Consider the following 21,305-nt stretch of genomic DNA (forward strand, 5'->3'; position numbering starts at 1 on the left):
CTGATTTGTTTGAGTGCTTCGCTTTAAGAGACTCTCTCATCATGCTTTGATATTGGTACCCAAGGTTGAAATAGTATGGGTTTTCCCGGTCGCGCTGTAAGTCATACCAATCTTGCCATGACTTTGTTGCATCAGGTTATTGAGTTTATTGAAGCTCAATTGCGCGCGGGCCAAAGCATCGCCATTAATCAGGTTAGCTTGCTGGCAATCCATGATGATACTGCGGATTTGACTCACCAACTCATTGAGATAAGCATCTTCAGTCAGGCTCGCGACATGCGGATGTTTCGCAATGCGTTGGTCAGTTTGCTGTAATTGATTGACTAAGGTGAGTTTCTGTTTAGCAATGGATTCGATATCGACAGAGATTCGGCTGGTGATCGCAACTTTCTCCGCTTCGAGTACGGTCACGAGTTCTTGCGCATTTTTCAGTTGAAACTCAACCAAGTCTTTTAATGCTGCCATCGCCAAATCGCCTATACATTACAGTGGGATCATCACTCTTTGCTCGTCACTTTTTCGTTATAACAACATACTCGTCAGTGACGCACGCTGGGGACACGTTAGGTTAGAAGCCGCCCAGTTCTTTTTCGAATTTGATCATATTATCGGCCAGTTTTTCAGGGTCAACCACGTAAGAGCCGTTAGCAATCGCTTCTTTGATTGCGGCGACTTTTGCGCTGTCAAAACTGGGTCTTGAAGCCATTTCACTATGCATTTCGCCAATGGCTTTACTTTGTGAGCTCAGCGATACCGCATCCTGACCACTTGCCGATGAGCGCGATACCGCCCCGGATTGAGTGGAAGAGTTGCTGGCATCAGAAGAACGCACATTGGTGCGGCTGGTCGTGTTTAACGACTGTCCTGCGCGTATGTTATCAATACCTGCCATAAATGAGCCTTTTCAATAAACTTTAACGTGTACTGTCAATATCGACCACACAGGTCGAAACTTTAGCGACTTTTTTAACCAAACAGAAAATCACTTGGCACCAGTTTTTCTGATAAGCAAGGTAGAGCTATCAAAACGCGACGGTGACCTCACCAACACCACTGACTTGCGCATCAATTATACGGTTAGATTTGTCATTTTTCACTTTTATCTGCTCTCCCACGACACCATCGGACATCGCCGTCCCTTTGGTTGTGATCGACATACCAGATTTTCCCGCTCGGATGACAACACTTTCATTTCGACACACGATGCACACATCGTTCTGTTCAATCACATCACCCACACGAATATTTTTTTTGATTTTTGCACCAATCACGTTTTCAGGAGTGGAAAAACCTTGCCGCCGGAAACGCAGCAGGTCTACCATACTTAACGTAACATCTTGTGCGGAAATCATTTGTCCCCGACTTAATGGGGTTGCCGCAGTGATAAGTGGGATAGTGATTGTCAGCCGAACCGGCACATAAATACGCCAGTTATCCGGTTTACACTCCACCAATACGGTGATGTTGGCCGCAGAACCATTGCTGGATGATGAATTTGTTGTGAGAGGTTCCGGACAATCGGTCGCGAATAGACGATCGTCTATATTGGCAGCATTGACCACCAACTCACCGCCAGCAGGCATATCCACCGTGCTCAGCACATGATTTTCGGCGGCTTCTTTGATCATTGAAAGCTGTTCCGGCGTGGCTGCATTGGCCGCTAGACTAAAGAAAAATAATAAAAAGCCGATAAAGCTATAAAATATTTCACAGAAAGCTCTACACTTAGTTATGAAATGCGAATGGAGATCGATCTTCGGATGCATTTTTCGTTTCTCTGGTTTCTTCATAGCCTGTAGTAGACTATCACTTTTTTTGGATAAAAGTTTGAGATGGAGATGAGCTTATGACGGGTATTCTTGATTCTGTGAATCAGCGTACGCAACTCGTCGGTCAAAACCGATTAGAACTATTAACTTTCCGTCTTAACGGCCGTCAACGATACGGTATTAACGTTTTCAAAGTTAAAGAAGTCCTGCAATGTCCTAAATTGACCTCAATGCCTAATTTGCACCGCTTAGTAAAAGGGGTTGCCCATATTCGTGGTCAAACGGTCTCTGTGATTGATATGAGCCTTGCCGTTGGTGGTCGTCCGACGACGGACGTGGATAAAAGTTTCGTGGTCATCGCGGAATTTAACCGTACTATTCAAGCATTTCTGGTGAGCTCGGTTGAGCGTATCATTAACATGCGTTGGGAAGCGATATTACCGCCTCCGAATGGGACTGGGAAAAGTAACTATTTGACGGCTGTGACCAATATTGATAATGAATTGGTTGAGATCATCGACGTTGAAAAGATCTTGGCTGAAATCACGCCAGTTAACGAAGATATGGACAGCTCAATCGGTGAACAAATTGCCCAAGTTGAGCAGGAAAAAGAGTTTGTTCGTCGCATTTTGATTGCGGACGACTCCAGCGTGGCACGCAAACAGGTGCAACGCGCCATTGAGTCTATCGGTTTTGAAGTCGTTACCACGAAAGATGGTAAAGATGCTTACGAAAAATTACTGGAAATGCTCAGTGAAGGTCCAATCAGTAATCAAATATCTTTGGTTATCTCCGATATTGAAATGCCAGAGATGGATGGCTATACCTTGACTGCGGAAATCCGTCGTCATAACGAGCTCAAAGATCTTTATGTTATTTTGCACTCTTCATTGAGTGGCGTGTTCAACCAAGCCATGGTTGAGAGAGTTGGGGCAAATGCGTTTATTGCGAAATTTAACCCTGATGAGCTTGGTAATGCGGTGAAAGCTGCGCTAGTTAAATAAAGAGAATTGAATGACTGCTATAACGATTAGCGACCAAGAGTATCGCGACTTTTGCCGATTTCTGGAATCTCAGTGCGGAATTGTACTGGGTGACAGCAAGCAGTATTTGGTGCGAAGTCGTCTAAGTCCACTCGTCACCAAATTCAAGTTAAGTTCGTTGTCTGACTTGTTGCGGGATGTCGTGACAGGACGAAATCGCGATCTGCGCGTAGCAGCGGTTGACGCCATGACAACCAACGAAACCTTATGGTTTCGAGATTCCTACCCATTTACGGTTTTAGCTGACAAATTATTGCCAGAAATGGCGGCAAATAAACGGCCGATAAAAATCTGGTCGGCGGCCAGTTCATCAGGCCAAGAGCCGTACTCCATGGCGATGACGATTTTAGAAGTGCAGCAAAAACGTCCGGGATTGTTGCCAAGCGTGTCAATTACTGCCACAGATATTTCAGCCAGTATGTTAGATATGTGCCGAGCCGGGATTTATGACAACTTAGCTTTAGGACGTGGTTTATCTCCTGAGCGTCGTCGAGTGTTTTTCGAAGATGCTGGGGATGGCCGGATGAAGGTGAAGGATAACGTAAAACGTTTAGTGAACTTCCGTCCGCAAAACTTAATGGAAAGTTACTCCTTGCTGGGTAAGTTTGACATCATTTTTTGCCGTAACGTGCTGATCTATTTCTCGCCAGATATGAAATCTAAAGTGCTAAATCAGATGGCGGCAAGTTTGAACCCCGGCGGCTATTTACTGTTAGGGGCATCCGAATCCCTGACTGGGCTGACGGATAAGTTTGAAATGGTGCGTTGTAACCCTGGTATCATCTATAAACTCAAATAAAGAAATCAATCCATCTCATTTTGCCCGGTTTCTACCGGGCTTTTTCTTTTCTTTCAGACTCTAATGAACAGGAACGCCTTTTCTTGCAAGGAATCGGTTTGGCGTGGAGTTTGCTAAATATTATCCATCTTGCTGCTAATCGTTCCTGTTTTGAAAGTTGGTACGCTAATTGCAAATAATTTCAGCAGTAACGGTCAGTTCTTATCGAAGAGGTAAACATGGCTATTTCTTTTGACAGAGCCCTAGGTATTCACCAACACACGGTGGGCGTACGTGAGCGCAACTCTGAGGTGATTGCCACCAATATTGCGCAGGCCAATACACCGGGATTTAAGGCAAAAGGAATGGACTTCCAGAAGGCATTGCAAGCGGCAAGTTCGGGGGCAAGCATTAGTCTTAGCCGTACCGATAGTCGGCATATTCCTGCCTCTTCAACGGTGAGTGGGGAAATTCTTTACCGCGTACCGACACAGCCGGATACCGGTGATGGCAATACGGTGGATGTAGATTTGGAGCGTAACTTGTTTATGCAAAACCAAATCCGTCACCAAGCGTCACTGGATTTTCTAGGCAGTAAATTTAAGAACTTAACCAAGTCGCTTAAAGGGGAGTAGATAGATGAGCTTATTCAGCGTATTTAATGTCACAGGTTCTGCGATGAGCGCCGAGTCGGTTCGTCTCAATACGACCTCAAGTAATCTGGCCAATGCCGATAGTATTAGTAGTTCAGCGAAAGATACTTACAAAGCTCGTCATGCAGTATTTGGCGCAGAGTTGAGTAAAGCGCGTTTCAACCGCGATCCCAATGTGCCGGTGAAGGTTTTGGGGATTGTGGAAAGTGATAAACCGCTGGTCGCTGAATTTAATCCAGAACATCCACTTGCCAATGATGAAGGCTATATCTACAAGCCCAACGTCAATGTGATGGAAGAGATGGCCAATATGATTTCTGCCTCTCGTTCTTATCAAACCAACGTGCAGGTGGCGGATGCCAGTAAACAGATGCTGCTGCGTACGCTGCAGATGGGTCAATAAGGATAAGGAGTTAACGTATGGCCGGAGTCAATAATGTTGGTCAAAGCGGCTTGTCCTATATTGATCAGCTTAAAGCTCTTCAAGAGCAGAAAAAGCCGGATGAAACCACAGGGCAGAAATCCCTGAAACAAGAAGACTTTCTTTCTTTGCTGACCAAGCAGTTAGCACAGCAAGATCCGTTCAAACCCGTGAGTAACGATCAGATGATTGCGCAGATGGCTTCATTTGCGACCGTTGATGGCATTGGCAAGATGAACACTCAGTTTGAGAGTCTCAACTCATCAATGACCTCTAACCAAGCGCTGCAAGCGTCATCACTGGTAGGGCGTGACGTGCTAGTGCCGGGTGCGGCAGGAATGAAAAAGCCTGATGGCGGTATGGCGGCAATGGTGAAACTGCCGCAGTCGATCGATAACTTGTTCATCCGTATTGAGAATGAAGCTGGTCAATTGGTACGAACCTTTGACGTCGGTGCCAAATCTTCTGGTGATAACCGCGTTGAATGGGATGGAAAAGATCAGAACGGTAATCCGTTGCCGGGTGGCAAATACAAAGTGAAAGCGTCTGGCTTGCTGGATGGAGAGAGTAAAGAGTTTGAAGTCTCCACGTATGCGAACGTCAACAGCGTTTTGTTAGGCAAAGGCGATGGTAACGTACTACTCAATCTGGCTGGTTTTGATGCACCAGTTCGACTTGCTGAAGTACTTGAAGTAGGCAAAGCGTGATAGCGCTAGCTAGATAGGAGAATTACTCATGTCATATGTCTCTCTTAGTGGTTTATCCGCCGCGCAGATGGATTTAAATACCACCAGTAACAACATTGCGAACGCCAATACGTTTGGTTTTAAAGAGTCGCGTGCCGAATTTGGTGATGTGTATTCCACCTCACTCTTTACTAACGCGAAGACGACACCAGGGCAAGGTGTGCAAGCGGCCAAAGTGGCACAGCAGTTCCACGAAGGTTCTAGCATCTATACCAATAACCCACTGGATTTGCGTATCGCGGGTACGGGCTTCTTCGCTGTCGCGAAAGATCGCCTAGTTCCACAGCAAAATGAGCTGACTCGTAACGGCGCATTCCACTTGGACAAAAATAGCTTCATGGTCACAGCGAATGATGAGTTCCTGCTGGGTTATGAAGTAAACCCTGATACGGGTGATGTCTTATCTTATGAGCCTAAGCCAATTAATATTCCGCCGCAGTTCGGTAAACCGAAACAGACCGCGAATATTGACTTAGGAGCAAACTTGCCTGCTAACGGTGATCTCAAAGACCCAGCGCTGTTTGATATTACCGACCCTGAGACTTATAACCGTACGACCTCATCGACCATTTACGATTCTATGGGGCAACCTTATAAGTTAACGACGTATTACTTGAAAGATATGAATCAAGCTAATACATGGCAGACCTACTACACCGTCACTGACAAAACCGGTGAAAAGCCGATTAACGTTGTCGGTGGTGATGCGGCAAGTCCAACAGGCCACGTGGGACATACCATGCGTTTTAACAATGATGGTACGTTGGCGAGCTTAAACAACGGTCAACCGATTGTGACTGAGCCACTGGGGGGCGGTGCCAATCCGGTCGACCTGAACGGAGCTGATGTAAATCAAACGTTGTCATTTAAGTTAGATACGGCGACTCAGTTTGCCGCGCCTTTCGAGTTGACCAAGTTTGATCAAGATGGTGCGACGACAGGCTTCCTGACGAAGATCGACTTTGATGAAAATGGTAGCGTACTGGCTACTTACTCAAACGGCATTAACACCACTCTAGGCCGTGTTGCGCTGGTGCGTGTTGCGAACGAGCAAGGACTGGACAAAAAAGGTGGTACTCAGTGGGATGCTACTCAGTTCTCGGGCGCGAAAATCTGGGGTGAATCGAATAAAGGTTCGTTTGGGTCGATCAGTAATGGTTCATTAGAGCAGTCGAACATCGATATGACGCAAGAGCTGGTGGATTTGATTTCCGCTCAGCGTAACTTCCAAGCCAACTCACGTGCTCTAGAAGTGCACAACGGTCTGCAACAAAATATCCTGCAGATTCGTTAATCCTCTTCAACCCCATTAAGCGGCGGCAATGCGGCTTAATGGGGTTGCCTCTTTGCCCCCTTGCCGCGGCAAATACGCTTATCTCCCTCAGATTTCTCATCTATCAGCTTGTTCTATAAGGAATAATTAAGTTGGCATGCTGCTTGCTTTAACTGCTCTAACTAACGATTTGGGAGCAGATTATGGACCGCGCATTGTTTCTTGCCATGAGTGGCGCAAAACAAAACATGCAAGCGATGCAGCTACGGGCAAACAACTTAGCTAACGTCAGCACGACGGGATTTCGTGCCGATTTAGCGCAAGCTCGTTCTATGCAGGCTTACGGTGAAGGGCTCCCAAGTCGCGTCTTCAGTATGACTGAGCGTCCGGGGCATAACTTTGCCCAAGGCAGTGTGATCACGACAGGCCGCGATCTCGATATCACGATTCAAGGTGATGGCTGGATTTCTGTGCTGGATAAAACTGGCAAAGAGGGACTGACTCGTAACGGCAACTTACGAATCGATGAAACGGGACTGCTGCTTAACGGCAATGGGCATCCGGTTTTAGGCGAAACGGGGGCTCCGATTACCTTGCCTGTGCCGCTAAACAAAGTCGAAATCGGCGGTGATGGTACCATCTCTGTTCGTCCGCAGGGTGCCCCGGCTGATGCGATGGAAGTGGTGGACCGAATCAAGCTGGTTCGCCTCAATGACCAGTCACTGTTTAAAGACGTGAATGGTTTATTTCGCGCCACCGATCCCAACACTCAGTTTGAGGCCGACGCCAGCGTAAAAATTCTCACGGGTGCCCTTGAAGGGAGCAACGTGAATGCGATAGGTGAAATGACCAGCCTTATCGACTTGCAACGTCAGTTCGAAATGCAAGTCAAGATGATGAGCACAGCGGAAGAGATGGACAAAGCTTCCGATTCACTGCTTCGCAGTAGCTAATTTAAGGTAGGAGTTAGGTATGCAACCAGCACTATGGGTCAGTAAGACCGGCTTAGATGCCCAACAAACCAACATTGCAACGATTTCCAACAACCTTGCCAACGCCTCAACCATTGGCTTTAAAAAAGGGCGGGCGGTGTTTGAAGATCTGTTTTACCAAAACATTAACCAGCCGGGAGCACAATCCTCGCAAAACACTCGCTTGCCGAGTGGTTTGATGTTAGGCGCGGGCTCTAAGGTCGTGGCAACCCAAAAGGTACACACGAACGGTAACGTACAAACGACCTCCAACAGTTTGGACATGATGATTGAAGGCGACGGTTTTTTCCAAATTCTGATGCCAGATGGCAACATTGCCTACAGCCGAAATGGTCAGTTCACGTTGGATGATGAAGGCGCGATTGTGACCTCTGGTGCGGGCTACCGTTTACAACCTGAAATCATCATTCCCGAAGACGCTATCTCCATCACGATTGGTAATGATGGTGAAGTGTCGGTTCGTGTCCGTGGTCAGCAGGATAACCAAGTACTGGGGCAGATCACTACGGTTGATTTCATTAACCCCGGCGGTTTAGAGCCGGTTGGACAAAACCTTTACCTACCAACCGGAGCCAGTGGTGAGCCACAAGAAGGGGTTCCGGGCTTGGATGGTTTGGGGGATATTCGCCAATCCATGCTCGAAACCTCGAACGTGAATGTGACGGAAGAGTTGGTCAACATGATTGAAGCGCAGCGTGTGTACGAGATGAACTCTAAAGTTATCTCCGCCGTCGATAAGATGATGAGCTTCGTTAACCAACAACTGTAATTGCTAACTAAGAGATGGCCGCGATGAAACGTCTACTTGCTTCTAGCTTATTGATTCTGCTCTCAGGTTGTAGCTTGATGCAGCCACCGATTGAATCTGCTGAAACCATTCAAGGCACCACGACGGTGGATGCGGTTGAGGGGGACAAATCTGAGAGTAACTCGGGTTTGACCGATGCACTGCGCAATCGTACCGACCCCGTTGCGGGCGATCCTGCATGGGCACCTATTCATCCGAAAGGTAAGCCTGAGCATTACGCTGCGGAAACGGGCTCACTGTTTAACTTGGCGAGCAGCAGTAGCATGTATGACGATTCTAAACCACGTGGTGTGGGTGACATCATTACCGTGACGCTCAATGAAAGCACCAAAGCAGCCAAAAGTGCGGATGCGGATCTGAACAAGAAAAATGATGCTTCGATGGATCCGCTGGCGGTCGGCGGCAAAGATTTGACCATCGGGGATTACAATTTCTCTTACGCGCTGAAAAACGACAATAAGTTTTCAGGGAGCGCAGCGGCTAACCAAAGTAACAGCATGTCAGGCTCGATTACGGTAGAAGTGATTGAAGTGTTAGCGAACGGTAACTTAGTGATCCGCGGTGAAAAATGGCTCACTCTGAACACGGGTGATGAGTACATTCGTCTCAGTGGCACCATCCGTCCGGACGATATCGACTTCGACAATACGATTGCTTCTAACCGCATTTCCAATGCGCGAATTCAATATTCTGGCACTGGAACCAACCAAGATATGCAAGAACCCGGATTCTTGGCACGATTTTTTAATGTCTCTTTATAAGTCGAGCCGCTGGGCTAGTTTATTGACAGCATAGTGAACGGTGAGGCCCTTTGGCCTCATTGTTGTTTTAGAGAGTAAGGTACATCCGCCATGAGAAAATTCACGATTTTATTGATGTTGCTGCTGGCTTCCAGTGCGCAAGCTGCACGGATCAAAGATGTCGCGCAGGTTGCGGGCGTTCGTAACAACCAATTGGTCGGATACGGCTTGGTCACCGGTTTGCCGGGGACTGGCGAGTCGACACCTTTTACTGATCAAAGCTTTAACGCCATGCTGCAAAGCTTCGGCATTCAATTGCCTCCCGGCACCAAGCCAAAAACCAAAAACGTTGCCGCTGTGATCGTCACTGCCGATCTGCCCGCGTTTTCTAAGCAAGGTCAAACCATCGATATCACCGTCTCTTCGATTGGATCGGCAAAAAGTTTGCGTGGCGGTACCTTGATGCAAACTTTCCTGAAAGGTTTGGATGGGCAAGTTTACGCGGTGGCACAAGGTAACTTAGTGGTGAGTGGTTTTAGTGCAACCGGTGCGGATGGTTCAAAAATTGTTGGTAACAACCCCACTGTGGGCATGATTTCCAGTGGCGCGATTGTTGAGCGCGAAGTGCCTAACCCATTTGGCCGTGGTGATTACATTACGTTTAACCTGTTTGAATCTGATTTCACGACAGCGCAGCGTTTAGCCGATGCAGTGAACCAGTTCTTGGGCCCCCAAATGGCTTCGGCGGTGGATGCGGCCTCAATCAAGGTACGTGCTCCGCGCGATCTCAGCCAGCGTGTTGCCTTCCTCTCTGCAATTGAGAACCTTGAATTCAATCCTGCAGACAGTGCGGCGAAAATTATCGTTAACTCACGTACGGGCACCATAGTGGTTGGGCAGAATGTACGCCTCAAACCAGCCGCGGTCACTCACGGTGGGATGACGGTAGCGATCAAAGAAAACTTAAGCGTCAGCCAGCCTAATGCACTGGGTGGTGGTCAGACGGTGGTCGTACCAACCACAGAAATAGAAGTCACTGAAAAACAGGGCAAAATGTTTAAGTTAGAGCCGGGGGTTACTTTAGATGATCTGGTGCGTGCGGTTAACGAAGTGGGTGCAGCCCCTTCCGATTTAATGGCGATTTTGCAAGCGCTGAAACAAGCGGGCGCGATTGAAGGCCAACTGATCATTATTTAAGGAGCCAGCCATGATTAATAATCCCAATGACATTGGCTTTATCCAAGATATCGCCGGACTCGACAAGTTACGCCAAAAGGCGGTGAATGGTGATGAAAATGCCGGACAGTCTGCGCTAACCGCAGCGGCTCGTCAGTTTGAATCGATCTTCACTTCCATGATGCTCAAATCCATGCGTGATGCGAATAGTGACTTTAAATCCGATCTGATGAGTAGCCAGAATGAAGATCTTTATCGCCAGATGCTGGATGAACAGATGGCGAGTGAATTCAGTTCATCAGGTTCGCTTGGCTTGGCCGATATGATCGTTGCCCAGCTTTCGACCGGACAAACGGCGAGCGAGCAAAAAGGGGAGGATGGCTTCCAAGAAGCCATGCGCCGTGTGGAACATGCACGTAAAACCGCCAGTGAGCGCAGCAATGAAGACTTGGTGGCGGCGGTGTATCCGCTGCGTAAAACACAAGCGGTTCAATCGACGCAGTTTGACTCTCGCCATTCGTTTGTTACTAAGCTCAAACCTTATGCGGATAAAGCGGCACGCATGCTCGGGGTCGATTCTTCCTTGTTGATTGCTCAAGCGGCACTGGAAACAGGCTGGGGGCAAAAAATGGTCAAAAATGCCCGTGGCAACAGCAATAACCTCTTTAACATCAAAGCCGATCGCAGTTGGCAGGGGGATAAAGTCGCAACCCAAACCTTGGAATATCACAACAATGTTCCGGTGGTGGAGAAAGCAGCATTTCGCTCTTATGCGAGCTTTGATGAAAGCTTTAACGACTATGTTCGCTTCTTGGAAAACAATCCACGTTATACCAATGCGTTGGATCATGGCGGAAACAGTGAACGCTTTATCCACGGTATCCACCGTGCCGGATACGCGACCGACCCGCAATACGCCGACAAGGTGCTGCGCGTAAAAGCGCAAATTGATCAAATGAATCTGTTATAAATCGCCCGCCGGAATATTTCCGGCGGCATTCTTTCACGCCCGCAATCTTTTCAGCTTGCCAATCCTAACTTGCTATTTTTATTAGAGTAAATCGAACCAATTCAATCTGGCATGCATATTGCTATTACTGTTTAGATTCAGTGAATTTTACTGATTAATATCGGTTTTCGGGGGCAGTATGGCGTCTGATCTTCTGAATGTGGGTACGCAAAGCGTACTGACGGCTCAGAGACAACTCAATACCACAGGTCATAACATTTCCAATGTTAATACAGAGGGTTACAGCCGTCAGTCTGTGATCCAAGGGACCAATGCGCCTCGCCAATACGGCGGTGAAACCTATGGTATGGGTGTGCATGTGGAAAATGTTCGCCGCTCGTGGGATCAATTTGCCGTTAAAGAGCTGAATATTGCCTCTACCGATTACGCTTTTAAGCGAGATACCGAAGAAAATCTCGATATGCTGTCTAAGCTGCTTTCCTCTGTGGCTTCTAAGAAAATTCCTGAAAACCTCAATGAGTGGTTTGATTCAGTAAAAAGTTTGGCTGATTCGCCCAATGATTTGGGTGCCCGTAAAGTGGTGCTCGAAAAAGCCAAGCTCATTTCACAAAACCTGAATGATTTCCATGAGACGGTTCGTTTACAAAAAGACATTACCAACAAAGGGTTAGCTCTTGGCGTAGAACGCATCAACCAACTGGCGTTGGAAATTCGTGATTTGCAGCGTTTGATGATGCGCGTACCAGGGCCACATAACGATTTGATGGATAAGCATGAAAAGCTGGTGTCTGAACTGTCGCAATACACCAAAGTCACGGTCACGCAAAGAAAACATGGTGAAGGCTTCAACATTCATATCGGCAACGGCCACACTTTGGTTTCCGGTACTGAAGCCAGCCAACTGAGAGTGATTGACGGTTTCCCAGATACCCAGCAACACCGTTTAGCCATGGTCGAAGGCAAGGCGCTCAAAGCCATCTCCGCACGTGATATTGGCGGCAAGATGGAAGCCATTTTAGATATGCGTGATGAGCACATTCCGTACTTGATGGATGAAGTCGGTCGTCTCGCACTCTCCTTTTCTCATGAAGTGAATACCTTACAGTCACAAGGTTTAGACCTACGTGGCAATGTGGGTAGCGCTCTGTTTACCGATGTCAATTTGGACGTCATTGCTCGCTCTCGTGTGGTGACCAACAGTAATTCTAAAGCCGATATGGCGGTATTTATTGAAGATGTTAGCCAGCTCAAAGGTGGCGAATACTCCATGCAGTACAACGGCAGTGAATTTGTGGTGACTTTGCCTTCAGGCCAACAAACCGTGTTGCCTGTGGTAAAAGGCAATGTGTATGTTGATGGCTTACGCGTAGAAGTACGTAACCCGCCCCAAGTCGGGGAGCGAATTTTGGTGCGCCCAACTCGTAACGGTGCCGCTGCCATTCGTTTAGCGACTGAAGATGCGACAAAAATTGCCGCACAGAGCTTTGAAGCATCGACCACTTTTGCCCAAGGCAAAGCGAAATTTAAGATTTTACAAGCGGGGGATGTTCGCGAATTTGAAGTGATTGTCTCGCCAACCGGCGATCAATTCGCGGTGACCGATACCAAAGGCAATATTTTACTTCAGCCTCAGCCTTATCCGCCGACTGGGCCTGTGACCGTATTGGGCACGACCTTTGAGCTGACAGAAGGTGCGTTACCTAATGATAAGTTCACGGCAAACCTTGTCCCTTCAGAAGGGGATAACGGCAACTTGCGTAAAATGATCAACATTCAAACCGCAAAACGGATGAATGATAACGAGTCCACCATCATCGATCTTTACCACAACCTCAACACGGATGTGGGGCTAAAAATGGCCACCATGACGCGTTTGACCGATGTGGCAAGACTGGAGAAAGAGGCGGCGCAATCGCGCATCGCTTCGATTTCCGGTGTGAACCTTGATGAAGAAGCCGCCAACATGATGAAATTTCAGCAAGCTTATATGGCTTCCTCACGCATCATTCAGGCCTCGAACGACACTTTCAACACCATTTTGGCGTTGCGATAGGGAGATGGGTAAATGTTAAACCGAATCTCTAGCTTCCATAACTACCAAGCGGTTCAGAACGACATCCGTCGTCAGGAATCGAAAGTGTTTAATAACCAAGCGCAATTGGCGTCTGGTAAGAAGCTGTTGTCAGCGAGTGATAACCCACTGGCGACCCACTACATCCAAAACGTTGGGCAACAAGAAGAGCAGCTGCGTCAGTACCTAGATGCAATAGTGCTAGTCCGCAACCGTCTTGAGCATCAAGAAGTCATCATTGCTAACACCGAAGAGTTTTCTGACTCCGCAAAGCGCACTGTGATGGAGATGATCAACGGCTCATTATCACCAGAAGATCGGGTGGCGCGTGCGCGCGTGTTGCAAGAAATGGCCAATAACTTTATTAACCTCGCCAACGTACAAGATGAATCCGGCAACTATATTTTTGCCGGTACCAAACCCAAAAATCAGCCCTTCTTTCGTGATAACCAAGGCAATGTGACCTACGCGGGGGATGATTATCAGCGCAAAATGAAGATCTCCAACAGCTTGGAAATCCCATTTAATAATCCAGGCAGCAAAGTGTTTATGGAGATCCCGAATCCTTTTGGCAGCTATGAGCCCAACTATGCGCTGCAAGAGGGTTCTGAGCTGCTCTTAGAGCGTGCAGTTAACCTCAATCCCGATGATACCGCATCCTATCGCGTAACGTTTGTCGATATGCCGGAAGGCAAAAATGGCTATCAGTTAGAGCGTAATGGCAGCGTAGTGCAAGCGGGAGAGTTTGATGCGAAAACCGGCATCCAGTTTGAAGAGCTGAATATTCAGGTCAAAGGGCAGATCAGCAAAGGGGATGCGATTGAGCTGACGCCTCGCACCACGTTTAGTGTGTTTGATACTTTCCGTGATGCGATTCGCTACGCCGAAGGGTCGGTATCGGATGCCTCGAATACGGCCAAACTGCATCAGTTAGTTGAAGAATTTCATACCGCCTTTATCCATCTCAATAAAACCAGAACGGATATTGGTGCGCGTTTGAGTACGCTCGATATTCAGGAAGAGCAGCACGAAGATTTCAAAATCAGCCTCGCGAAATCCAAAAGTACCTTTGAGGATCTGGATTACGCAGAAGCCGTGATTGAGTTCAACGAGAACTCGCGAGCCCTTGAGGCATCGCAGAAAGCCTTTGGTAAAACGAAAGATCTCACCCTTTTTAACTACATCTAACCTTCAATGCCTTATGCGCTTAAGCCATATGAGCGAAGTGAGTTGAGTAAAAAGTGGCGCGGAAGTTGCTAATACAACATTGAGCCTTGGTGAAAAGTTGTACAGGGTAACCAAAGCGGCAAGTCAGCGGCAAAATGGATTGCCGCTCACCGAAATCGGCAACTTTGAGTGGCTGATTGAATTAGATAGACAATGTAACTCATTGAAAATAAGCGATGTATATCAATGGGTGTCAAAGAAAATAAAGTTGGCACACTAATTGAATAAAGTACATCAGAGTTGTTGTAACCGGTTTTTAAATCCGCCTTTGGGCCGATTTGGCAAGTTATTCACGGTCAGTGCTTCCAAAAGAGACCAAAGCTGACCGCTTCGCAAATGAGCTTGCGAACTCGATAGGAGAGCAAACTATGACCATTAACGTAAATACCAACGTGTCGGCGATGACCGCACAACGTTATCTGACCAAGGCGACGGGAGAGCTTAACACCTCCATGGAACGCCTCTCATCAGGTAATCGCATTAACAGTGCAAAAGATGACGCGGCAGGCCTGCAGATTTCAAACCGTTTAACGGCGCAATCTCGTGGTTTGGATGTGGCAATGCGTAACGCCAACGATGGTATTTCGATTGCTCAAACCGCAGAAGGTGCGATGAATGAATCGACCAGCATTTTGCAGCGTATGCGTGACCTCGCCTTACAATCGGCGAACGGTACCAACTCAGCGTCAGAGCGTCAGGCTCTGAATGAAGAGTCGGTGGCACTGCAAGATGAACTGAACCGTATCGCTGAAACCACGTCATTTGGTGGTCGTAAGCTACTCAATGGTTCGTTTGGTGAAGCTTCGTTCCAAATCGGTTCTAGCTCGGGTGAAGCGATCATTATGGGACTGACCAGTGTACGTGCTGATGATTTCCGCATGGGTGGCCAATCCTTTATTGCCGAACAACCTAAGACTAAAGAGTGGGGGGTACCACCTACCGCTCGTGACCTGAAGTTTGAATTCACCAAGAAAGACGGTGAGGCAGTGGTGCTTGATATCATGGCCAAAGATGGTGATGACATTGAAGAGCTGGCCACTTACATCAACGGTCAAACGGATCTGTTCAAAGCTTCGGTTGACCAAGAAGGCAAACTGCAGATTTTTGTTGCTGAACCCAATATTGAAGGCAACTTCAATATCTCCGGTGGCTTGGCAACCGAACTTGGCCTCAATGGTGGCCCAGGTGTGAAAACTACGGTTCAAGACATTGATATCACCAGTGTCGGTGGTTCACAGAACGCCGTGGGTATCATCGATGCCGCATTAAAATACGTCGATTCGCAACGAGCTGACCTCGGTGCTAAACAGAACCGACTCAGTCACAGCATCAGTAACCTGTCGAATATTCAGGAGAACGTGGAAGCGTCGAAAAGTCGGATTAAAGATACGGATTTTGCGAAGGAAACAACGCAACTTACCAAATCTCAGATTCTGCAACAGGCGGGGACTTCAATTCTTGCCCAAGCGAAACAGTTGCCAAACTCTGCAATCTCGTTATTGCAGTAGTTCCCGGTACCTTCATTAATGAGCTCAGACGTGGGTATGTAATGAAGGGACTTTGGCAAAGTATGGTTATGGAATGTTAGGCGAGCTCTCTCACTCAAACTGCTCATCTAGCCCCACATAATCATGCGCCCCTAATGGTTAGCCGAAATGTGTTCATTTCTCTTGATCTCCACATTGGCGATGGCTACCACCAAATAGCCCCGGTTCTCTCAAAGGAAAAGGGGCTTTTCTTTTTTCTGCGTTTTACCCCCACCTTTATCTTTCCTACTTTTTCCTATCATCCGCTGAAGAACGGTTCTCGAAGCGTGAGTGGATGCCCCCGGCCATTGTGGATAAAACTTGAGCCTATCAGCCTGATATTTATGTGATTTGTGTTATATCTCTCAAGATGCATAGATTTCAGAGGGTTTAGGGTAAAAAAACATCTTTTTGCTAAAGGATTTATTCAACGAGTCGCTAATAGAGGTAACTTTGAGAGAACTGCTTGGTTTTCCGAGACGTCGGAGACCGTTTGGGAGTTCCGCTACGTCGGAAAATCAATAGGAGATACCACTATGGCGGTGAATGTAAACACCAACGTGTCAGCAATGACAGCACAACGGTACTTGACGAGTGCAACCAATGCACAACAATCGTCAATGGAACGTCTATCTTCAGGATACAAAATTAACAGCGCAAAAGACGATGCGGCCGGTCTGCAGATCTCTAACCGCTTGAACGTGCAAAGCCGAGGTTTAGGTGTCGCCGTTCGTAACGCCAACGATGGTATTTCGATGGCGCAAACCGCGGAAGGGGCAATGAAAGAGACCACCAACATCTTACAACGTATGCGTGATCTCTCCTTGCAATCAGCAAACGGTTCGAACTCAAAAGCTGACCGTGTTGCGATTCAAGAAGAAATTACCGCGTTGAATGATGAGCTTAATCGTGTGGCCGAAACCACCTCTTTCGGTGGTAACAAGCTGCTCAACGGTACATTCGCAACCAAATCATTCCAGATTGGTGCGGATAACGGTGAAGCGGTAATGCTTAACATCAAAGATATGCGCAGCGATAACGCTTTGATGGGAGGTAAAACCTATCAAGCGGCTAACGGTAAAGACAAAAACTGGGGCGTGGAAGCGGGTAAAACCGATCTGACCATCACTCTGAAAGACAAACGCGAAGGCGATGTCACCATTTCGATCAATGCGAAAGAAGGGGATGATATCGAAGAGCTGGCCACTTACATCAACGGTCAAACCGACATGATCAAAGCATCGGTGGATGAAGAAGGTAAGTTACAGCTATTCACTGATAATAACCGAATCGATGGTGCTGCGACCTTTGGTGGCGCACTTGCCGGTGAGTTAGGTATCGGTGCTGCGCAAGACGTGACGGTTGATACTCTGGATGTCACTACGGTTGGTGGTGCACAAGAGAGTGTGGCGATTGTCGATGCTGCCTTGAAATATGTGGATAGCCATCGTGCTGAACTCGGTGCATTCCAAAACCGATTCAACCACGCTATCAACAACTTAGATAACATTAACGAAAACGTTAATGCGTCTAAGAGCCGGATCAAAGATACAGACTTTGCCAAAGAAACGACTGCACTGACCAAGGCGCAGATCCTTTCTCAAGCATCAAGTTCTGTTCTCGCACAAGCCAAGCAGGCACCCAACTCAGCACTGGCTCTTCTAGGCTAGCTCGAGTTGATAGGAAAAAACCCAGCTGCAGCTGGGTTTTTTATTGCCTGTAATTTGTTGGGATTGTGTGGCTGAGAAACGTAAAAGGAAGACGTAAAAGAGAAAACATCAGCAACCATCACGCAAAAGAGCGTATAAATGGTTAGTAATGGTGGCGTTGTGTCTTATGTAAAGGAGCTTAGCTTCCGCCGGAAAGCGGCTTAAGTTATGGATGTGGATGTGGATGTGGATGTGATGCCGCTATCAACAAAGCCCAGATAAAACAAAACCTAGCCGGAGCTAGGTTGTTTATATGGTGCGGAAGAAGAGACTTGAACTCTTACGCCTCGCGGCGCCAGAACCTAAATCTGGTGCGTCTACCAATTTCGCCACTTCCGCAAATTGTATTGATAACTTGATTGCTCAAATCATCGATGTAATGGCAGGTCTGCTAGGATTCGAACCTAGGTATGACGGGATCAAAACCCGTTGCCTTACCGCTTGGCGACAGACCTGCAGTGTTCTGCACGACGATCGTCGTTGCTCTTAATAATGGTGCGGAAGAAGAGACTTGAACTCTTACGCCTCGCGGCGCCAGAACCTAAATCTGGTGCGTCTACCAATTTCGCCACTTCCGCACAAATTTTGTTGATAACTTGATTGCTCACGTCATCGAAATAATGGCAGGTCTGCCAGGATTCGAACCTGGGTATGACGGGATCAAAACCCGTTGCCTTACCGCTTGGCGACAGACCTACAGAATTCGATACATTTGGTGCGGAAGGAGGGACTTGAACCCTCACGTCCGAAGGACACTAACACCTGAAGCTAGCGCGTCTACCAATTCCGCCACCACCGCGTTAAATGCATCAAATTGTAATTGGTGGCTACGACGGGATTCGAACCTGTGACCCCATCATTATGAGTGATGTGCTCTAACCAACTGAGCTACGTAGCCACTCTAAATCTTTTCAGATTTAATATGGTGCGGAAGAAGAGACTTGAACTCTTACGCCTCGCGGCGCCAGAACCTAAATCTGGTGCGTCTACCAATTTCGCCACTTCCGCAAATTGTGTTGATAATCTGATTGCTCAAATCATCGAAATAATGGCAGGTCTACATGGATTCGAACCATGGGATGACGGGATCAAAACCCGTTGCCTTACCGCTTGGCGATAGACCTGCAATGATGATTTACATCATCAAATATGGTGCGGAAGAAGAGACTTGAACTCTTACGCCTCGCGGCGCCAGAACCTAAATCTGGTGCGTCTACCAATTTCGCCACTTCCGCAAATTTTGTTGATAACTTGATTGCTCAAATCATCGAAATAATGGCAGGTCTGCTAGGATTCGAACCTAGGTATGACGGGATCAAAACCCGTTGCCTTACCGCTTGGCGACAGACCTACAGAATTCGATACATTTGGTGCGGAAGGAGGGACTTGAACCCTCACGTCCGAAGGACACTAACACCTGAAGCTAGCGCGTCTACCAATTCCGCCACCACCGCGTTAAATGCATCAAATTGTAATATGGTGGCTACGACGGGATTTGAACCTGTGACCCCATCATTATGAGTGATGTGCTCTAACCAACTGAGCTACGTAGCCATCTTTTCGAGCGAGAGACTATAATACAATCTCGCTCTGACTTCCAATGGTTTTTGCCCCGTTGAAAGTTTGAAAAATGGCAGGTCTGCTAGGATTCGAACCTAGGTATGACGGGATCAAAACCCGTTGCCTTACCGCTTGGCGACAGACCTGCTGTGATGATTAGTATCATCAAAATATGGTGCGGAAGAAGAGACTTGAACTCTTACACCTTGCGGCGCCAGAACCTAAATCTGGTGCGTCTACCAATTTCGCCACTTCCGCAAATTTGTTACAACTCGATGCATTTGGTGCGGAAGGAGGGACTTGAACCCTCACGTCCGAAGGACACTAACACCTGAAGCTAGCGCGTCTACCAATTCCGCCACCACCGCGTGTCAAAAGCAGCAAATTGTCAAAATTTGGTGGCTACGACGGGATTCGAACCTGTGACCCCATCATTATGAGTGATGTGCTCTAACCAACTGAGCTACGTAGCCAAATTTTATTTTCTTAACGAGAAGGCGATGCCTTATCGCTGAGAACGGAGCGCATTATGCGGATATGGGTTAGGAGCGTCAACAGTTTTTTTGAATAAATTCTTTGAAACCAACCGTTCGGGTTTTTTTTAAACAAAGAGGCGTGTTTATGATCAAAAACCATCACCAAAACAACAAATTCATTACGCTTGGAGAGTCATAAAGATCATTTTTTAGAGGCTTATAAATGGCAAAAGCCAACACTTTGGTTGGCTTTTGGTTCGCAGTAAAGCGAGATTTAAACGTTGAAGCGGAAGTGGATCACATCACCATCTTTTACGATGTACTCTTTACCTTCCAAGCGCCATTTACCGGCATCTTTGGCACCTGACTCCCCATTGAATTGGATGTAGTCATTGTAACCGATCACTTCAGCACGAATAAAACCACGCTCGAAGTCTGTGTGGATCTTACCCGCGGCTTGTGGTGCGGTCGCACCGACAGGAATGGTCCATGCGCGCACTTCTTTCACGCCTGCGGTGAAGTAAGTTTGCAGGTTGAGTAGGTCATAACCTGAGCGAATCACGCGGTTGAGGCCTGGCTCTTCAATACCGAGGTCGGCTAAGAACTCATCGCGTTCTTCTTCTTCAAGTTCAGACAGTTCCGCCTCGATCGCTGCACAAACCGCTACCACAGAAGCATTTTCTTTGGCTGCGAACTCAACCACCGCATCCAGATATGGGTTGTTTTCAAAACCATTTTCATTGACGTTCGCAATGTACATGGTGGGTTTTAGCGTCAGCAGGTTTAAATAACCGACGGCCAGTAACTCTTCTTTGGTTAGGTTGACGGAACGAGCCGATTGGCCTTCGCTCAGAACAGGTTGCAGCTTTTCAAGTACCGCGAGTTCAAATTTGGCTTCTTTATCGCCACCTTTAGCGCGTTTGCTTTGACGCAGAATCGCGCGCTCGCAGCTGTCTAAGTCAGCCAGCGCTAATTCAAGGTTGATGATTTCGATGTCTTCCAGCGGTGACACTTTACCCGCCACGTGGATGATGTTTTCGTTTTCAAAGCAGCGTACTACGTGACCAATTGCATCGGTTTCACGGATGTTAGCGAGGAATTTGTTACCTAGACCTTCTCCTTTTGATGCGCCCGCCACTAGACCTGCAATGTCCACAAACTCCATCGTCGTTGGCAGAATGCGTTCAGGTTTGACAATCGCGGCTAAGGCATCCAGACGCGGATCTGGCACAGGCACAACGCCTGTGTTTGGTTCGATAGTACAAAACGGGAAGTTAGCTGCTTCGATGCCCGCTTTGGTCAGCGCATTAAAAAGAGTTGATTTACCTACGTTTGGCAAACCGACGATGCCACATTTAAAACCCATG

General features: G+C 47.5%; 19 protein-coding genes and 16 tRNA genes. 15 read left to right on the forward strand and 20 right to left on the reverse strand.

Translation table 11 applies throughout. The features are described 5' to 3' along the window. Nucleotides 1-39: 39 nt before the first annotated feature. From F0316_RS03180 to flgA, 3 genes are all read right to left on the reverse strand, one after another. Entirely contained in the window at nucleotides 40-465 is a 426-nt protein-coding gene (locus tag F0316_RS03180) for a flagella synthesis protein FlgN (RefSeq protein ID WP_000729365.1), read from the reverse strand. Nucleotides 466-568: 103 nt separating this feature from the next. Then, nucleotides 569-892, reverse strand: a complete 324-nt coding sequence (gene flgM, locus F0316_RS03185; RefSeq protein ID WP_000907265.1) for a flagellar biosynthesis anti-sigma factor FlgM — start codon at nucleotides 890-892, stop codon at nucleotides 569-571. A gap of 130 nt (nucleotides 893-1,022) precedes the next feature. Beyond that, the gene (flgA, locus tag F0316_RS03190) at nucleotides 1,023-1,790 is read right to left on the reverse strand and encodes a flagellar basal body P-ring formation chaperone FlgA (RefSeq protein ID WP_001892962.1); all 768 of its coding nucleotides are present in this window, start codon (nucleotides 1,788-1,790) and stop codon (nucleotides 1,023-1,025) included. A gap of 56 nt (nucleotides 1,791-1,846) precedes the next feature. Between flgA and F0316_RS03195 the strand changes: the two genes are divergently transcribed. The 15 genes from F0316_RS03195 (at nucleotide 1,847) to flaC (ending at nucleotide 17,863) form a co-directional block, all read left to right on the forward strand. Next, a complete protein-coding gene (locus F0316_RS03195) occupies nucleotides 1,847-2,773 on the forward strand; it encodes a chemotaxis protein CheV (RefSeq protein ID WP_000145786.1) in 927 nt (308 codons plus the stop codon). 10 nt (nucleotides 2,774-2,783) lie between these two features. Next, a complete protein-coding gene (locus F0316_RS03200) occupies nucleotides 2,784-3,611 on the forward strand; it encodes a protein-glutamate O-methyltransferase (protein WP_000125387.1) in 828 nt (275 codons plus the stop codon). Nucleotides 3,612-3,829: 218 nt separating this feature from the next. Then, nucleotides 3,830-4,225 carry a flagellar basal body rod protein FlgB gene (gene flgB / locus F0316_RS03205; protein WP_001007983.1) on the forward strand — a complete coding sequence of 132 codons (396 nt, stop codon included), beginning with the start codon at nucleotides 3,830-3,832 and terminating at the stop codon, nucleotides 4,223-4,225. Nucleotides 4,226-4,229: 4 nt separating this feature from the next. Further along, nucleotides 4,230-4,646: a flagellar basal body rod protein FlgC gene (flgC, locus tag F0316_RS03210; RefSeq protein ID WP_000051919.1), complete on the forward strand. Its 417-nt coding sequence runs from the start codon at nucleotides 4,230-4,232 to the stop codon at nucleotides 4,644-4,646. Nucleotides 4,647-4,663: 17 nt separating this feature from the next. Beyond that, entirely contained in the window at nucleotides 4,664-5,371 is a 708-nt protein-coding gene (gene flgD, locus F0316_RS03215) for a flagellar hook assembly protein FlgD (protein ID WP_000929365.1), read from the forward strand. 28 nt (nucleotides 5,372-5,399) lie between these two features. Continuing rightward, complete coding sequence (gene flgE / locus F0316_RS03220) at nucleotides 5,400-6,704, forward strand: flagellar hook protein FlgE (protein ID WP_000122824.1); 1,305 nt, start codon at nucleotides 5,400-5,402, stop codon at nucleotides 6,702-6,704. 182 nt (nucleotides 6,705-6,886) lie between these two features. Continuing rightward, complete coding sequence (gene flgF / locus F0316_RS03225; protein ID WP_000373284.1) at nucleotides 6,887-7,636, forward strand: flagellar basal-body rod protein FlgF; 750 nt, start codon at nucleotides 6,887-6,889, stop codon at nucleotides 7,634-7,636. Between the two features lie 19 nt (nucleotides 7,637-7,655). Beyond that, nucleotides 7,656-8,444 carry a flagellar basal-body rod protein FlgG gene (flgG, locus tag F0316_RS03230; protein WP_001182097.1) on the forward strand — a complete coding sequence of 263 codons (789 nt, stop codon included), beginning with the start codon at nucleotides 7,656-7,658 and terminating at the stop codon, nucleotides 8,442-8,444. A 23-nt stretch (nucleotides 8,445-8,467) separates the two neighbouring features. Next, entirely contained in the window at nucleotides 8,468-9,244 is a 777-nt protein-coding gene (flgH, locus tag F0316_RS03235; protein ID WP_001911822.1) for a flagellar basal body L-ring protein FlgH, read from the forward strand. A gap of 90 nt (nucleotides 9,245-9,334) precedes the next feature. Next, a complete protein-coding gene (locus tag F0316_RS03240) occupies nucleotides 9,335-10,420 on the forward strand; it encodes a flagellar basal body P-ring protein FlgI (protein WP_149560206.1) in 1,086 nt (361 codons plus the stop codon). A 10-nt stretch (nucleotides 10,421-10,430) separates the two neighbouring features. After that, complete coding sequence (flgJ, locus tag F0316_RS03245; RefSeq protein ID WP_000609502.1) at nucleotides 10,431-11,369, forward strand: flagellar assembly peptidoglycan hydrolase FlgJ; 939 nt, start codon at nucleotides 10,431-10,433, stop codon at nucleotides 11,367-11,369. A 178-nt stretch (nucleotides 11,370-11,547) separates the two neighbouring features. Further along, complete coding sequence (flgK, locus tag F0316_RS03250; RefSeq protein ID WP_000135479.1) at nucleotides 11,548-13,422, forward strand: flagellar hook-associated protein FlgK; 1,875 nt, start codon at nucleotides 11,548-11,550, stop codon at nucleotides 13,420-13,422. 12 nt (nucleotides 13,423-13,434) lie between these two features. After that, entirely contained in the window at nucleotides 13,435-14,628 is a 1,194-nt protein-coding gene (gene flgL, locus F0316_RS03255; RefSeq protein WP_001897485.1) for a flagellar hook-associated protein FlgL, read from the forward strand. A 407-nt stretch (nucleotides 14,629-15,035) separates the two neighbouring features. Then, nucleotides 15,036-16,175 (forward strand): flagellin A, encoded by a 1,140-nt coding sequence (flaA, locus tag F0316_RS03260; RefSeq protein ID WP_000154828.1) that lies wholly within the window; start codon nucleotides 15,036-15,038, stop codon nucleotides 16,173-16,175. Between the two features lie 554 nt (nucleotides 16,176-16,729). Further along, the gene (gene flaC, locus F0316_RS03265) at nucleotides 16,730-17,863 is read left to right on the forward strand and encodes a flagellin C (protein ID WP_000290380.1); all 1,134 of its coding nucleotides are present in this window, start codon (nucleotides 16,730-16,732) and stop codon (nucleotides 17,861-17,863) included. 293 nt (nucleotides 17,864-18,156) lie between these two features. On the opposite strand, the gene F0316_RS03270 is transcribed toward flaC, so the two are convergent. The 17 genes from F0316_RS03270 to ychF form a co-directional block, all read right to left on the reverse strand. Next, a tRNA-Leu gene (locus F0316_RS03270) sits at nucleotides 18,157-18,241 on the reverse strand. Nucleotides 18,242-18,282: 41 nt separating this feature from the next. Then, nucleotides 18,283-18,357, reverse strand: a tRNA-Gln gene (locus F0316_RS03275). 38 nt (nucleotides 18,358-18,395) lie between these two features. Further along, nucleotides 18,396-18,480 (reverse strand) — tRNA-Leu (locus tag F0316_RS03280). Between the two features lie 43 nt (nucleotides 18,481-18,523). After that, nucleotides 18,524-18,598: transfer RNA gene (locus tag F0316_RS03285), tRNA-Gln, on the reverse strand. Nucleotides 18,599-18,615: 17 nt separating this feature from the next. Continuing rightward, a tRNA-Leu gene (locus F0316_RS03290) sits at nucleotides 18,616-18,701 on the reverse strand. Between the two features lie 22 nt (nucleotides 18,702-18,723). Further along, nucleotides 18,724-18,800 (reverse strand) — tRNA-Met (locus tag F0316_RS03295). 25 nt (nucleotides 18,801-18,825) lie between these two features. Beyond that, nucleotides 18,826-18,910, reverse strand: a tRNA-Leu gene (locus F0316_RS03300). A 41-nt stretch (nucleotides 18,911-18,951) separates the two neighbouring features. Then, nucleotides 18,952-19,026 (reverse strand) — tRNA-Gln (locus F0316_RS03305). A gap of 26 nt (nucleotides 19,027-19,052) precedes the next feature. After that, nucleotides 19,053-19,137: transfer RNA gene (locus F0316_RS03310), tRNA-Leu, on the reverse strand. A gap of 41 nt (nucleotides 19,138-19,178) precedes the next feature. Continuing rightward, nucleotides 19,179-19,253: transfer RNA gene (locus F0316_RS03315), tRNA-Gln, on the reverse strand. 17 nt (nucleotides 19,254-19,270) lie between these two features. Further along, nucleotides 19,271-19,356 (reverse strand) — tRNA-Leu (locus F0316_RS03320). 23 nt (nucleotides 19,357-19,379) lie between these two features. Then, nucleotides 19,380-19,456: transfer RNA gene (locus tag F0316_RS03325), tRNA-Met, on the reverse strand. Nucleotides 19,457-19,533: 77 nt separating this feature from the next. Further along, a tRNA-Gln gene (locus F0316_RS03330) sits at nucleotides 19,534-19,608 on the reverse strand. A 27-nt stretch (nucleotides 19,609-19,635) separates the two neighbouring features. Then, nucleotides 19,636-19,720, reverse strand: a tRNA-Leu gene (locus F0316_RS03335). 24 nt (nucleotides 19,721-19,744) lie between these two features. Then, nucleotides 19,745-19,830, reverse strand: a tRNA-Leu gene (locus F0316_RS03340). 28 nt (nucleotides 19,831-19,858) lie between these two features. After that, nucleotides 19,859-19,935 (reverse strand) — tRNA-Met (locus F0316_RS03345). 277 nt (nucleotides 19,936-20,212) lie between these two features. Further along, nucleotides 20,213-21,304: a redox-regulated ATPase YchF gene (gene ychF, locus F0316_RS03350; RefSeq protein ID WP_000505884.1), complete on the reverse strand. Its 1,092-nt coding sequence runs from the start codon at nucleotides 21,302-21,304 to the stop codon at nucleotides 20,213-20,215. Nucleotide 21,305: the final 1 nt, after the last annotated feature.

The organism is Vibrio cholerae (assembly GCF_008369605.1).
Classification (GTDB): Bacteria; Pseudomonadota; Gammaproteobacteria; order Enterobacterales; family Vibrionaceae; genus Vibrio; species Vibrio cholerae.

Excerpts from the sequence above, each read along its gene's own strand:
- F0316_RS03180 (WP_000729365.1), bottom strand. The coding sequence starts at position 465 with ATGGCAGCATTAAAAGACTTGGTTGAGTTTCAACTGAAAAATGCGCAA.
- flgM (WP_000907265.1), bottom strand. The coding sequence starts at position 892 with ATGGCAGGTATTGATAACATACGCGCAGGACAGTCGTTAAACACGACC.
- flgA (WP_001892962.1), bottom strand. The coding sequence starts at position 1,790 with ATGAAGAAACCAGAGAAACGAAAAATGCATCCGAAGATCGATCTCCAT.
- F0316_RS03195 (WP_000145786.1), top strand. The coding sequence starts at position 1,847 with ATGACGGGTATTCTTGATTCTGTGAATCAGCGTACGCAACTCGTCGGT.
- F0316_RS03200 (WP_000125387.1), top strand. The coding sequence starts at position 2,784 with ATGACTGCTATAACGATTAGCGACCAAGAGTATCGCGACTTTTGCCGA.
- flgB (WP_001007983.1), top strand. The coding sequence starts at position 3,830 with ATGGCTATTTCTTTTGACAGAGCCCTAGGTATTCACCAACACACGGTG.
- flgC (WP_000051919.1), top strand. The coding sequence starts at position 4,230 with ATGAGCTTATTCAGCGTATTTAATGTCACAGGTTCTGCGATGAGCGCC.
- flgD (WP_000929365.1), top strand. The coding sequence starts at position 4,664 with ATGGCCGGAGTCAATAATGTTGGTCAAAGCGGCTTGTCCTATATTGAT.
- flgE (WP_000122824.1), top strand. The coding sequence starts at position 5,400 with ATGTCATATGTCTCTCTTAGTGGTTTATCCGCCGCGCAGATGGATTTA.
- flgF (WP_000373284.1), top strand. The coding sequence starts at position 6,887 with ATGGACCGCGCATTGTTTCTTGCCATGAGTGGCGCAAAACAAAACATG.
- flgG (WP_001182097.1), top strand. The coding sequence starts at position 7,656 with ATGCAACCAGCACTATGGGTCAGTAAGACCGGCTTAGATGCCCAACAA.
- flgH (WP_001911822.1), top strand. The coding sequence starts at position 8,468 with ATGAAACGTCTACTTGCTTCTAGCTTATTGATTCTGCTCTCAGGTTGT.
- F0316_RS03240 (WP_149560206.1), top strand. The coding sequence starts at position 9,335 with ATGAGAAAATTCACGATTTTATTGATGTTGCTGCTGGCTTCCAGTGCG.
- flgJ (WP_000609502.1), top strand. The coding sequence starts at position 10,431 with ATGATTAATAATCCCAATGACATTGGCTTTATCCAAGATATCGCCGGA.
- flgK (WP_000135479.1), top strand. The coding sequence starts at position 11,548 with ATGGCGTCTGATCTTCTGAATGTGGGTACGCAAAGCGTACTGACGGCT.
- flgL (WP_001897485.1), top strand. The coding sequence starts at position 13,435 with ATGTTAAACCGAATCTCTAGCTTCCATAACTACCAAGCGGTTCAGAAC.
- flaA (WP_000154828.1), top strand. The coding sequence starts at position 15,036 with ATGACCATTAACGTAAATACCAACGTGTCGGCGATGACCGCACAACGT.
- flaC (WP_000290380.1), top strand. The coding sequence starts at position 16,730 with ATGGCGGTGAATGTAAACACCAACGTGTCAGCAATGACAGCACAACGG.
- ychF (WP_000505884.1), bottom strand. The coding sequence starts at position 21,304 with ATGGGTTTTAAATGTGGCATCGTCGGTTTGCCAAACGTAGGTAAATCA.